Annotated in this window: 12 protein-coding genes; 8 read left to right on the top strand and 4 right to left on the bottom strand. The window is 49.1% G+C overall.

All coding sequences use genetic code 11. The annotated features are described in order from the left end of the window. Nucleotides 1-46 precede the first annotated feature (46 nt). The 8 genes from ACN0TT_RS00140 to ACN0TT_RS00105 all read left to right on the top strand — a co-directional run bounded on the left by ACN0TT_RS00140 (nucleotide 47) and on the right by ACN0TT_RS00105 (nucleotide 10,678). On the top strand, nucleotides 47-1,723 hold the full coding sequence (locus tag ACN0TT_RS00140; protein WP_417760127.1) for a hypothetical protein: 1,677 nt from the start codon (nucleotides 47-49) through the stop codon (nucleotides 1,721-1,723). Then, entirely contained in the window at nucleotides 1,711-3,183 is a 1,473-nt protein-coding gene (locus ACN0TT_RS00135) for a S10 family serine carboxypeptidase-like protein (RefSeq protein ID WP_417760126.1), read from the top strand. The genes ACN0TT_RS00140 and ACN0TT_RS00135 overlap by 13 nt, the downstream gene beginning before the upstream one ends. Next, a complete protein-coding gene (locus ACN0TT_RS00130) occupies nucleotides 3,180-5,207 on the top strand; it encodes an amidohydrolase family protein (RefSeq protein WP_417760125.1) in 2,028 nt (675 codons plus the stop codon). The genes ACN0TT_RS00135 and ACN0TT_RS00130 overlap by 4 nt, the downstream gene beginning before the upstream one ends. A 95-nt stretch (nucleotides 5,208-5,302) precedes the next feature. After that, complete coding sequence (locus ACN0TT_RS00125; protein ID WP_417760124.1) at nucleotides 5,303-5,785, top strand: RidA family protein; 483 nt, start codon at nucleotides 5,303-5,305, stop codon at nucleotides 5,783-5,785. 25 nt (nucleotides 5,786-5,810) lie between these two features. After that, nucleotides 5,811-7,094 (top strand): aminotransferase class V-fold PLP-dependent enzyme, encoded by a 1,284-nt coding sequence (locus tag ACN0TT_RS00120; protein ID WP_417760123.1) that lies wholly within the window; start codon nucleotides 5,811-5,813, stop codon nucleotides 7,092-7,094. Beyond that, nucleotides 7,091-7,522, top strand: coding sequence for a RidA family protein (locus tag ACN0TT_RS00115; RefSeq protein WP_417760122.1), 432 nt, complete (start codon nucleotides 7,091-7,093; stop codon nucleotides 7,520-7,522). The genes ACN0TT_RS00120 and ACN0TT_RS00115 overlap by 4 nt, the downstream gene beginning before the upstream one ends. Next, a complete protein-coding gene (locus ACN0TT_RS00110; RefSeq protein ID WP_417760121.1) occupies nucleotides 7,522-9,210 on the top strand; it encodes a hypothetical protein in 1,689 nt (562 codons plus the stop codon). Before ACN0TT_RS00115 ends, ACN0TT_RS00110 begins: the two co-directional genes overlap by 1 nt. Before the next feature lie 13 nt (nucleotides 9,211-9,223). Beyond that, the gene (locus ACN0TT_RS00105) at nucleotides 9,224-10,678 is read left to right on the top strand and encodes a S10 family peptidase (protein ID WP_417760120.1); all 1,455 of its coding nucleotides are present in this window, start codon (nucleotides 9,224-9,226) and stop codon (nucleotides 10,676-10,678) included. A gap of 60 nt (nucleotides 10,679-10,738) precedes the next feature. Here ACN0TT_RS00105 and ACN0TT_RS00100 read toward each other — a convergent pair whose 3' ends face one another. The 4 genes from ACN0TT_RS00100 to ACN0TT_RS00085 all read right to left on the bottom strand — a co-directional run bounded on the left by ACN0TT_RS00100 (nucleotide 10,739) and on the right by ACN0TT_RS00085 (nucleotide 13,369). After that, complete coding sequence (locus ACN0TT_RS00100; protein WP_417760119.1) at nucleotides 10,739-11,293, bottom strand: GNAT family N-acetyltransferase; 555 nt, start codon at nucleotides 11,291-11,293, stop codon at nucleotides 10,739-10,741. A gap of 251 nt (nucleotides 11,294-11,544) precedes the next feature. After that, nucleotides 11,545-11,805, bottom strand: coding sequence for a hypothetical protein (locus ACN0TT_RS00095; RefSeq protein ID WP_417760118.1), 261 nt, complete (start codon nucleotides 11,803-11,805; stop codon nucleotides 11,545-11,547). 190 nt (nucleotides 11,806-11,995) lie between these two features. Continuing rightward, the gene (locus ACN0TT_RS00090; protein WP_417760117.1) at nucleotides 11,996-12,652 is read right to left on the bottom strand and encodes a 3-oxoacid CoA-transferase subunit B; all 657 of its coding nucleotides are present in this window, start codon (nucleotides 12,650-12,652) and stop codon (nucleotides 11,996-11,998) included. Between the two features lie 18 nt (nucleotides 12,653-12,670). Then, the gene (locus ACN0TT_RS00085) at nucleotides 12,671-13,369 is read right to left on the bottom strand and encodes a CoA transferase subunit A (RefSeq protein ID WP_417760116.1); all 699 of its coding nucleotides are present in this window, start codon (nucleotides 13,367-13,369) and stop codon (nucleotides 12,671-12,673) included. Nucleotides 13,370-13,457: the final 88 nt, after the last annotated feature.

The raw sequence follows: 13,457 nt of genomic DNA, 5'->3' as shown, positions 1-13,457 counted from the left end.
TAGCCCGACAATGCTGCCGGGCATCTTTTTTTCATAAGGGAGCCGTATGACCTTTAAAATTCATCCTATTGCCGCATGTTTTATGCTGCTCTCTGGTGCTGTGTGCGCCGATGAGTTGCCTAGTATTCACCTGACACTGACGCCAGTTGTTGAGCATGGTAAGCCAGTCGCTATGGACGTGACTGAGACAATTACCAGCAATAAGCCATTGCCACAACTGGTGATTTCGAAAACGCTTGGTCCGTTGCAACATATTGTTGAACGGATTTCTCGCCTGAAAGTAAGCGATAGCCAAGGCAATGTTGCGATACATGAAGGTAACGCCACCTTAGCTGATGCGTTAGGGCAAATGCCGTTTGCATGGAAAACGGCACGCGACACCGTCGGTACCGTGACGGTGACTTATCGCGTAGCAGTATCACATGACACCACACCCGGCCCTACGTGGGAGCTGCGCACTGAACCGAAAGGCATAAGTGCGGCAGGTAATACCTTCTTAGTGCTACCAGAATCAGAGCAAACCTACGCAGTTTCTGCCGCGTGGGATATTTCAGCGCTGCCGAAAGGCTCCACCACTATTAACAGTCTGCCAGTAAGTGGTGAAGCGACGCCAGCGCGGATCGCGGCCACTTATTTTATGGCTGGCGATTTAGCGCGTTTTAACGGCACTGGCAAAAGTGCACCGTTCAGAGCTGCATCTACCGCTGAGCCGAAAAAATTCGCTACTGCCTCATTGCTAGAATGGGCGCACAACGCCTACCAGAAATATTCGGATTTCCTTGGCTTCCCAGCATTACCACCATTCACTGTGACGTTTCGCAGTAATCCAATGATCTCCAAAAGTGGTACTGAACTCCCTGACGCGTTAATGGTGGCGGCTAACAACGACATTGAATTCAGCGACATGACGCAGATCTTGTCCCATGAGATGGTGCACGTATATCTGCATGATTTGGAAGGCGCAAGTTGGTTCCAAGAAGGCTTGGCGGTCATGTATGAAAATCGCGCACCGTTTGCCTTGGGATTGATTGACGCCGATACCTATCTGAAGTCAGTCAATAACACTCTGCTGACCTATTACAGCAATGCTCGCAAAAATATGGAGATGCAAGCCGCTACTGCTGCTTTTTGGACCGATGCACGTGCGCGCTTGCAACCCTATTACCGCGGCGCATTGTATTTCATTGTCACTGACTCACGTATTCGTATGGCATCTGGCGGTGCCCATAATCTTGATCAACTGCTGGTGGATTTTCTGGCGCGTTCCCGCGAAGGCAAATCTGTATCTGCCAAAGATTGGTTGGAGTTAGTACGGCAATACATCGGTGCTGATGCAGATAAAGATTATGCCGCGATGCAGTCTGGTGGACTCTTGGTACCGGAAGATGGCGCTTTTGGTCGCTGTTTTACTCGTGAAAAAGTCTCAATGCCGTTATTTGATTTGGGATTTGATATCAGCAGCTTGATGCAAATTCCGCGCGTCATCCAGGGTTTAAACCCCCACTCTCCTGCAGCAAAAGCAGGCTTAAAAGAGGGCGATAAGGTGCTGAAATCTGTTGGCTTAGATGAACAGCAATCAAAACCTTCGTCACCATTGACATTGTTGGTCGAACGCAACGGTAAGCCAACCAGTATCTCTTTTGTACCGACAGGCGCTTTGACCGAAGGTTATCAATGGCAGAAAAAGAATGGATCAGCGGGAGAGACTGAATGTCGTCGTTAAGATTTTTATCTTGTTTAGCGAGGCCCGTGGCCTTAACCGTTGCGGCGTTTTCGCTGCTGTGTATGTCTGCGGTAGCACAGGATGACCAAGCAATGTGGAGCAGCCATTGCGGTGAATCCCATAGTTTTAAAAATGTCAGTTATCGCGGTTGTTTAGAAACGTTAGCGTTAGAAAGCGGTGAGCATGGCACCACGATGGATGCCATCAGTTACACCGTTAAATCGACAACATCCCGTCCAGTCATGTTTCTGTTCAATGGTGGCCCAGGTTCATCCTCCTCAATGCTACATTTCGATGGCTTAGGCCCCAAGCAAAAGCAGAAGGGGGCTGACGGCAAAGATGCCTTTGTCGATAATCCACACTCACTTTTAGACCAAGTTGATCTGGTGTTTATTGATCCGCCGGGATCGGGATTGACTCAAGCCCCAGAAAGTGAAGCATCGCGCTTAAAGTTTTGGACCTCTGAAGGGGATGCCAAAGCGTTTGTGCAGTTTGTGCGTCGTTGGTTAGCGGAGCATCATCGCAGCGATGCGCGTATTTTCATCGGTGGCGAAAGCTATGGTGGTTATCGACTGGCGCTGATGTCCAAGCAACTGACCGACCTCAATGTCGGCGGCTTGCTGTTTATATCACCTTTGCTCGACGGCAGCGATACCTCCGAAGCCGATGGCAATGTGTTGAGCTATGTGTTCAATTTGCCAAGTATGGCGATTGCCGCGGCGCATTATCATCGTGGTAACTTGCAAGACAAATCGTTGCAGCAGATTTATCAGCAGGTATCACAATACAGTTACCAAGTTTATACCCCAGCGTTAATGCAAGGGGCGGCATTAGCCAAAAATACCCAGCAAAAAATCGCGCAAGAGTTGGCGGCGATGTTGGGGATCTCGGCCAAAGATCTGTTAGATAAATCCTTGAAACTGGGCGTGGAAGACTATCGTAATATGCTACTCGCGAGCGATGGTAATGTGTTTGGTCGCTTAGACTCGCGTGTTGAAGCCCCGTTGCCGCCGCCAAGAAAGGACAAGGTATCGGCGCTTGATGATCCAGCATTAGGATTAAAAGGTGGTTTGGAAATCAAGGTGCCGCTGTATACCCACTACCTACAACAGTTGACGGGGATCAGCAATGATGCGCCTTATAAAGCATTGAACCTCAACATTAACTTCCATTGGCAGTACGCACCACATCGTGAAGGCTTTGAAGGTGAAGCGTTTTACTTTAATCCGACCGCTAACTTGGCTGACTTTGTGAAGCAAAAGCCCGATAGCAAGCTGCTGGTGCTTTCCGGTTACTACGACTTAGCTATACCGACACAAGCGGTGGAATTTGCGCTCAATCAAGCTGATATTCCGCAGCAGAACCTGACATTAGCGATACTCCAAACTGGCCACTCGGTGTTTGCTGATAAAGCAGCGCGACCTGAGTTGGATAAGTTGCTGAAGGAGTTCATCAAATGAAACTTAACACCTTAGGTGCAGCGGTTCTCGCCACATTGGGCTTTTATGCACATACTGCCTTCGCGCAGCTTGAAGAGTTCAGCGTTATCGCCAATGGTGAAAACGTGGGCTATATCAAAGCTGATACCGAACAGAGTCATAGCGATGTGACTTACTATGTCGATAACAATGGCCGCGGCCCAAAGCATAAGGCGCAGCTGTCGGTTAACGCACAAGGTATTCCGCAGCAATTAACCATCAAAGGCACGTCGTTGATGGGCGGTGATGTGGCTGAAAGCTTTAGTTGGCAACAGCAACAGGTAAGCTGGAAAAGCCAAGCGGATGCAGGAAAGCTAAACATCAGCAGTCCAGCGCTGTACATTGCTAACGACGGTGATCCTTGGTTATTAGGCCGTTACGCCAGCGCCATTTTGCAATCGGGCAAGACTCAATTGCCGACACTTCCGGCAGGCAATGCGTATCTCACCAAATTACGTAGTGTCACCTTAGGCAAGGGCCAACAGCAAATTGTGCTACAGGCATACATGTTGTCAGGACTGTCATTATCGCCATCGCTGTTGTTACTTGATGACCAGCAGCAGTTGTTTGCCGTGTTTAGTGCGCAAGAAGTCAATGTGCGTAAAGGCTATGAAGCGGATGCGGCTAAACTGCAGCAACTGGCTAGCACCTTAGAAAGTGATCGGATGCAGCAGTTACAGCAGCAACTGGCACATCGTTTCGACCACGGCTGGCGTTTGGACAATGTGCACCTATTTATGCCAGAAATCGGCAAACGATCTGACTTAGTGTCAATTACTGTTAACAACGGCAAGATCGCTGCGGTGACGCCAATGACACAGACAGCCAAAGCGAGTCGCGATGTGGCGGTTTATGATGGCGAAGGCGGTACGGTAATTCCGGGACTGCATGATATGCATTCCCACAGCACCTTAGCGTCGGGACTTTGGTATTTGGCGGCTGGTGTCACCAATACACGCGATATGGGCAATGACAACCAGTTTTTGCTGGGACTTATTCCACAAATCAACGCCGATAAGTTGGCGGGGCCACGGATTACTCGGAACGGCTTTCTCGAAGGCCGTAGTCCTTATTCGGCACGCGATGGCTTTGTGGTGAACTCTGAGGCTGAAGCATTAGAAAAAGTACGTTGGTACAAAGATCACGGCTATTGGCAGATCAAAATCTACAATTCGATGACTCCAGAGTGGGTGCCTGCGATTGCTAAAGAAGCCCATCGATTAGGCATGGGGGTTACTGGGCATATTCCCGCCTTTACTGATGCTGACCATATGATCGCAGCAGGTTATGACGAGATCACTCACATTAATCAATTGATGTTGGGTTGGTTGTTAACGCCAGATGAGGACACCCGTACGCCGTTGCGCTTAACGGCAATGGCGCGCGCGGCGAACTTAGAGCTTGCTAGCGACAAGGTGCAGCACACAATAACGGCCATGTCGCAGCAACAGATTGCCATTGACCCAACCGCAGTCATCCTTGAACGATTAATGTTGAGCAGAGCTGGGGAGGTGGCAGCAGGCGATCAAGCCTACCTGTCACATATGCCAATCGGCTATCAAAGGTATCGTCAACGTACCTTTGTACCTGATCTCACTCCTGCGCTTGACAAAGATTATCGCACCGCATTTAACAAAATCTTGGCGGTGCTTAAGTTAATGCATGAGCATCATATTCAACTACTTCCCGGTACTGATGATACGACCGGATTTACCGTGTTGCGAGAGCTGGAGCTTTACGTAAAAGCCGGTATTCCTGCGCACGAAGTGATGACATTGGCAACATTAGGTTGTGCTGAATATCTAGGCCAGCAACAAATGCTCGGGAGTGTCGCTGTCGGGAAAAAAGCGGATTTTGTGCTGCTTGCCGACAACCCGTTACAAGATATCAGTGCGGTGCGTAGTGCGCGCTTAGTCGCTAAAGATGAGCAACTGTATTTTCCTAGTGAGATTTACCAAGCGCTAGGTGTTAAGCCCTTTACCCAACCCCCTAAAAAACAACAATAACGATCAGCGCCCTCATTGATGGCGCTGCGGTCGTAGGCTGCTGAGTTAACCAATTCATATGCGTGACAGCCGGGCCGCAAAACAGAGGAAAATTTATGAATGTGATTGAACAACGATTGAGTGAGATGGGCTTAGTATTGCCTCCGCCACTCGTTCCCCCCGCCGGGGTCGTACTGCCATTTCGTATGGTACGAGTACTCGGCAACCGTGCCCTGATTTCCGGTCATGGACCGCAAAATGCAGATGGAACACTGGGCTTTTTTGGCAGGGTCGGCGCGGATGTATCTACCGAGATGGCTTACCAAGCGGCACAGGCTACGGCGTTATCTATTTTAGCGAGTTTAAAGCGTGAACTTGGATCTCTGGAGCGTATTTCGCGCTGGGGACGTATCTTCGGCATGGTGGCATCGGCTCCTGGGTTTTCTCTGCAACCCCATGTGATCAATGGTTTTTCTGACTTGATTATCGCGCTCTTTGGTGAGGAGGTTGGTCAACATAGCCGGACAGCTATTGGCATGGCGGAGTTACCTTTTGGGATCTGCGTTGAGATTGAAGGTGAAGTTGAGCTAGTTGACTAGCGGCCAAATTTAACAGGAGTTTTTAATGAAACACCAACATATCACTGTAGATAAAACCGTTGATCAACAGCGTCGTAGTTTGATGGGCAAAATTGTCGCGGCGCCACTTGCTATGGGGTTGGCTAGCTCTTTTACTACTGCAGTGTCAGCGGCTCCACGTGAGACAACCTATGGTGGTCTTAACAATAGCCGCCGCGATTTTGAATTTGAAGGCACCTTTCTAAATGGGGCATATATGCACCCAGTTGCGACTGGCGCTGCCGATGCCATTAAACAATACCTTGATGCTCGACTCATGAATGCCGGACAACAGCAAGTCAATATGAGCGGCGACCGCGATACAGCGATAAAGCTTTTTGGCAAACTGTTTAATGCTGATGCCGATGAGCTCGCGTGGATTCCCAGCACCACCGTGGCAGAAAACCTCGTTGTTGATGGTCTAGGGCTTCATGAAAAAGGCAGTGTGGTCACCGATGTCTATCATTTTAGCGGCTCACTATTTATGTATAACGAGTTTGCTAAACAGGGGCTGAAATACACCATCGTTGAAGCCCGTGACCAACGTATTCATGTGGAAGATATTGCTAAAGCAATTAAACCTGATACGCGGTTAATTGCGTTGACGTTAGTCTCGAATGTTGCCGGCTTTGAACATGATTTAAAAGCTGTGTGCGATATGGCTCATGCCAAAGGCGTGATGGTCTATGCCGACATCATTCAGGCTGCCGGTAATACGCCAATCGACCTACATGGCTCGGGCGTAGATTTTGCGGCGTGTTCTACCTACAAATGGCTGATGGGCGATTTTGGCATCGGCATTATGTATGCCCGCCGCGATAGCCAAGCAGCACTAAAACGCAGTCAGATTGGTTTCCGTCAAGAAGGAAAAGTCATCACGCATTATCTGCCGATGGATAAACCGGGTTACCCGTTAATTGAAACCCAAGCCACGAGCGGCTTATCGGGAATTGTGGGAGTGGGAACGTTAGGGAACGGTGCGGTAGCGGCGTTGGCCTATTCACTCGGTTATCTCGATAAGCTGGGCTTGGACAACATCAAGGCATGGCGTCAGCCATTACTGCAACAACTGCAAACTGAAATGCCCAAACTAGGTTTTCAACCGTTAACGCCTGTAGATTCCACCTCCGCGATTGTGTCGTTTGCTTTTAATGATGATGCCACCAAGTTGTATAACAAACTGCAAAAAGCCGGAGTTAGCGTCACCGTTTATCGCCACTATTTGCGCATAGCGCCCTCTTTTTATAACAGCGTAACCGACATTGAGCGCCTGCTAGGAGCCTTAAAATGAAAACCTTGTTCACCGTAGCATTGCTGCTACTGAGTTGTGCGGTATTGGCCGATGAACCGACCTTTTACGCTACAAAAGGTGCGCCGTTTGCCAAAGCGGTTCGAGCTGGAGACACTTTGTATCTCTCCGGTATGATTGGTGGCCGACCAGATGGCACCATTCCCAGTGATTTTAACCTGCAGATTACTCAGTTGATGGACAACCTCAAGGCCCGTGCGCAGGAGCTGCATTTTGCCATGGACGATATCATTAAATGTACGGTAATGATCAGCGATATGAACAAATGGCAGGACTTCAATCGTATCTACATCAGTTATTTCTCACCAGAAAAACTCCCCGCTCGTAGCGCATTTGGCGTTAACGGTTTAGCCCTAGGAGCCGCCGCCGAACTGGAATGTATCGTTTATCAGCCGCAGGAGGCCAAGTAATGGTTAAATCAGTATTAGCTGCTGCGCTGTTCGCCAGTGCCGTAGGCCAAGTTGTTGCCGCCGATGCCCCACCGAGTTTGACACTCACTATTATGCCTACGATGAAGGACAGTGTTGTTACTGATGTGGCTATTCACATGACACAACAGGCGCCACAGATAGCCGCTGGTCAATCACTATTAACAATGCCGATTGAGTTGGTTTCAACGCCAACCGCCGCCTATCAAGCGCGTGACATTTCTGCTAAAGATGCGCAAGGCGTATTGACGCTAACCGCCGAGGAAATGCCTGCTGATCCAAGTGGTCAATATCGGCGTTACTTTGCTGATCGAGCGACCGTTGGTGATGTAACTTATGAGTACCACACTCCGCCGCGAGCCGTCGACGCCAGTACCCGTAACGGTCCTTTATTTGACCTACGCACTCAGCAACAAGGGGTCATGGGCGCAGGGGTGTATTTCTTGGCTTTGCCAGCGGAAGGTCAGCCTTTTAGCGTGACGCTTAAATGGGACCTCTCCAAAATGCCTAGCGCTAGCCGAGGGGTTTCGAGCTATGGTGAAAATACATTAAATACAGTGATGCCTGCTGAGGCACTGCGTTTTGCCTACTATGCCGCTGGGCAGTTGCAGCAGTGGCCGAAGGGAAACAACAGTAATTTCACTATGTATTGGCTGGATAAGCCGCCGTTCGATATGGCTCAATTGGCACCACAAACACAGACTTTCTACCGCTATATGGCCAACTTCTTTGGAGATAAGCGCGATTATCGGGTTTTTGCGCGTTCTAACCCATATCCCGCGGGGGGCGGTACGGGGTTAGCTCATTCATTTATGTTTGGTTATGGCAGTGAAGGGCAAACTATTGCTGAAGGTGTGCAGGTATTGTTGGCTCACGAAATGGCGCACACATGGCCGAAACTGAATTCATCCGAATCACATGCGCAAACCGCTTGGTACACCGAAGGTACCGCCGAATATTACGCCATTCTGATGTCGTTACGTGCTGGCATATCAGATCCTAAAGAGTTTCTGCGGCAAATTAACCTGCGTGCCGCCGCGTATTACGCCAACCCCTACGTCAAGCTGACCAATCATGATGCCGGTGAACTGTTCTGGAAAGATGCCAGAGCACAAAAAGTGCCTTATGGCCGTGGCTTTATGTACCTGTTTGACTTGAATCAACGGTTGCAGCAAGCCTCGAATGGTCAGCGTAGTGTGGATGATTTAGTGTTGGAGATTTATCAGCGCCAGCAGCAAGGTGAAACCATAGGTAACACTGAATGGCAGCAAATCATTCAACGCGAACTTGGCGAACAAGCGGTAATCGACTTTCAGCAGATGACTCAAGGCGCACTGCAAATACCCTCAACTACGGCCTTTGGCTGCCTAGATGCGAAAGCGGAAAAATACCGTCCGTTCGACTTGGGCTTTGATGAGATGCGCCTTGGCGAGGTCTTTAAACTGCGTGACGCTAGCGAGGCCGCCAAAGCGGGGCTGAAAACTGGCGATAAAATCGTGCATATAACGCCGCTGGCAGAGTTAAAAGCTGATCCTTCGAAAAAGATGGCTATTACCGTCAAGCGCGGTGAGCAAACCTTATATTTTAGTTTTCTACCTCGTGGAGCATTCGTCGATGGCTGGCAATGGCATTTTAACGAGCGAGGTCCCGCAGCGTGCCATTTTGAGTAAAGGAATATGATGAATGAACAGAATGATTAAATCTGCGCTGCTAATGTTAGCGCTCTTGTGCGCTGGGGGGGTATTGGCTGAGCAGGCTGATATCTCAGCGCCGATTATTAAACAGCATCAGGGAACGTTTGCTGGTAAGACACTGCATTATCAATCGGTAGTTGAGCCGTTTTTACTGACACCGCTTAACGATAATCCAGTGAAGATTGTGAGTACCAGCTATCAGGTGGGCAACGACGCGCAACGTCCGGTGTTGTTTGCGTTTAATGGTGGACCAATCTCACCTTCCATCTACTTGCATATGTTAGCTTTAGGGCCAAAGCGACTAGCCATACCTGATGACCTTGAGGCGGATCCTGCGACATTTGCCCTAGTAGCTAACCAGTATTCACCACTGGATGTTACCGATATTGTATTTTATGACCCTGCCAATACTGGCTTCAGTAAAATGCAAGTAGCAGACAAAGCCGGGGAATACTACGGCAATGTGAATGATGCTAAGCAGTTTGTTGCCTTTGTGCATGCTTGGTTGCAACGTCACCAGCGTCAATCATCACCCGTCTATATCCTTGGTGAAAGCTATGGCACCATGCGCACTGCTGCCGCGGTGCAACAGCTGAGTGCCGAGGATAAACGGATTAATCTGCGCGGTATCTATCTGTTTGGACAAGCGTTGAACTTGGTGGAGACTGCCCAACGCCCAGGTAACGTGATGACTTACGTGGTTTCATTGAAAACCTTAGCCGCGTTAGCTTGGTATCACGATAAGGTGGATAAACAGGGCAGAACATTGCCACAGGTTTTGCAGCAAGTAGGTCTGTTTGCTGAAGGTGAATATTTGCGGGTGTTGTTGGCAGGTAATACCGCGTCAGTTGAGGAACGTGAAGCGGTTGCCTCTAAATTAGCCAGCTATACCGGTGTCAGTGCTGAAGAGCACTTAGCGTATAATCTGCGATTGAGCAAAAATCAGTTCCGTTTGGAATTACTCAAATCACAGCAGTTGGTGTTGGGCGGCTCTGACGGAAGGTATACCGCTAAAGCATCTAAGGAAGGGCAACTGGTGGATGGTGCTACGGTAGTTTATCCGCCTTTGTATAAGGCGTTTCACCAATATGCGGCTAACGAATTAGGTGTTGACAATGCCGATAGCTATAACGTCTCATCCCCAATTACCTCACTAACACAATGGGATTGGGGCTCTAAGGCTGGACCTTTTGGCAACTGGCCATATGCGGATGGAGTTACCGCTGGCTTTAAGGCATTTCCAAAGTTGCAGTTATATGTGGGCGTGGGTTATTACGATACGCAAACCACCACTGGGGCAACTGAGTATTTACTAAAGCAGGAACCATGGCCGAAATCGCAAGTAATGCTGAAATACTATGCTGGTGGACATATGGCTTACACCGTAGAAGCGAATTTGCAGCAATTCACTGATGATTTGCGTAGTTTGCTAACTCATCATTGATGTTAATTATAAAAAGGGTTGCCGCAGCGACCCTTTTGATAATGTCAGTGCTAACACGTTTTACTCTTTGGCTTGCCACTCATGCCGTAGCAAGCCAAAGTAGCAAAGATTGCGTCTTACGCCATTCACCACAAAGTGCTGCCGCAGTGTCCCTTCGTGAGTAAACCCTAGCCGCTTAGCTACGGCGATGCTGCCATGGTTATCGTCATTGCAGCAGATGACGACTTTATTCATGTGTAGCTCATCAAATAACTGCTTTATCAGCCATTGGCATGCGCGGGTGATAATGCCTTGACCGTGCCATTCAACACCAAGCATATAGCCAATTTCAGCCCACTTTGCCTGTAAATCCATTTCTCGTACTAGCAGATAACCTGCCATCTGTTGTCCTTGCCACAAGGTATAGAACAGCGCTTCACCGCGTTGCTGTTTGCCAAGACTCGTGGTTAGCAATTCGGTTAGCTGTTCGAGTGTATGAGTGCGACTGACGAAAGGGATAGTGTCTTGGTAGCACAGGCGTTGCTGCTCTATATGAGCGAAAAAGGCAGGAGCTTGTGTCAGCGTTAATGGTGTGAGTTGGAGCGGACCTATGGTGGTTTCGCGGGGCTGAAACATAACGAATCCTACTTGGGGGCTATTGACCTTGCGTGTTTGAATTTTTCAAATTAACCGCGTTATAAATGAGGCGCTGTCAGTGACACTTAGTCAACTGAACAAGCTAAATGCAACAAAGGTCAGTTGACTTAATCTAATGTTTTAGTGACGTTAATTGACTGATATTTATACGCGAAAAGCAGGATGACGCCAAGTGGAGCTAACCGTGCACGCTCAGTCCATTTGGCAAGTTGCCTATAAAAAGGTGGCGGTTAAGCCGCCGCAACGCTGAAAAGGCTCCAGCCGCCAAAGGCGATAAGACTTAAACTGATGCCACAACCGAGCGGCAGGATCAGCTTTTTGGCAATGCGAAAGCTGCGGTCAAAGCCAAAGTAGTTTACCCAGCGGCGTGCTCTGGGGCTACGTTGTAAGTAACAGTGCAGTTGGCTGTTATCCAGTAGGTGACTGATATTACGCATCAATAATAAGCCGCCAGTCACGAGACAAAGCAGCGAAGTAAGATAAGTATCCATAATCTACTAGTGATAATGTGAATGTATGATTTACCGCTGTCGTTGCGTGAATAAACAGCAGCGATAAAAAAGAAGCGCACACCTTAGGCGAATTCAGTATGACGACAAAGGATAGAAAGACTTTAATGTGATCAGTGTCACAAAACATCTTTTTGTTTACACTAACGTAACTGTTTGTTTTTGAAGTTTATTAAACGTCAATTTCTGGTGTGTCATCGTTGCATACTAGCTTACCTGCTGTTTTCATTTGAATTTCTTCCACACTAACTCCTGGTGCGCGTTCTAATAGATGAAAAGCGCCATCTTTAACTTTAAGCAGGGCTAAATCGGTCAATACTCGCTGAATGCATTGATAGCCGGTCAACGGCAACTGGCATTGTGGCAGTAACTTAGAGTGGCCATCCTTATCTGCGTGCATCATGGTGACGATAATATTGTTAGAGCCAGCGACTAAATCCATGGCACCGCCCATGCCTTTGACCACCTTGCCGGGGATCATCCACGATGCGATGGAGCCGTTAACATCGACTTCAAATGCGCCAAGTACTGTCAGATCGACATTGCCGCCGCGGATCATGGCAAAGCTGTCAGCGCTGGAGAAAAACGCGGCGCCTTTGACTGCGGTGACAGTTTGCTTGCCGGCATTGATCAGATCCGCATCCACTTCAGCTTCAGTCGGGAAGGCACCCATGCCGAGTAAGCCATTTTCGGACTGCAGCATGACTTGGATATTTGACGGAATATAGTTAGCCACTAGCGTAGGAATGCCGATACCAAGATTGACGTAATCGCCATCTTGTAACTCTTGCGCCACGCGTTTAGCCATCTGTTCACGAGTGAGTGCCATCTGTTGACTCCTTGACTGTTAGCCGCGCACGGTGCGCTTTTCGATACGTTTTTCAAATTGGCCAACAATCAGTCGGTCAACGTAAATCCCTGGTGTGTGCACATGGTTAGCATCCAGTTCGCCAGCAGGGACAATCAACTCCACCTCTGCCACAGTGATCTTGCCAGCGGTCGCCATCACCGGATTAAAGTTAGCTGCGGTGTGGCGGTAGATAAGGTTGCCCATGGTGTCCGCTTTCCACGCTTTTATCAGCGCAAAGTCGGCAGGTAATGCGGGTTCTAATACATAGTGGCGGCCATTGAACTCGCGCGTTTCTTTGCCCTCTGCAACAGGGGTACCATAGCCAGTCGCAGTGTAAAAGGCGGGAATACCTGCGCCTGCGGCACGAATTTTCTCCGCCAAGGTGCCTTGCGGCGTGAGGATAACGTCAAGCTCGCCACTCAGCATCTGCTGCTCAAACAGCGCATTTTCACCTACGTAGGAAGCAATCATGGTGCGGATCTGACGTTGTTGTAGTAATAAACCGAGACCGAAATCATCGACGCCTGCGTTGTTTGATATCGCGGTTAATCCACGTACCTGCATGCGCGCCATCTCGGCGATTAATCCTTCGGGAATGCCACACAAGCCAAACCCGCCGACCATGATGGTCATATTATCGGTCAGCCCTGCTAGCGCTTGCTGATAGGTGCTGACCACTTTATTGAATCCGCTCATATCGCCTCCGTTGTGTTAGGCGCTGTTTGTGGAGAATAACTACACTGCATATCACCTGCCTTGCCTAAATCCCGCTCTGTCTGCTGCA

It is taken from the genome of Shewanella sp., assembly GCF_048265805.1.
Taxonomy (GTDB): domain Bacteria; phylum Pseudomonadota; class Gammaproteobacteria; order Enterobacterales; family Shewanellaceae; genus Shewanella.
Note: the sequence above shows the minus strand (reverse complement) of the source record. Positions and strands in the feature narration are given on the sequence as shown.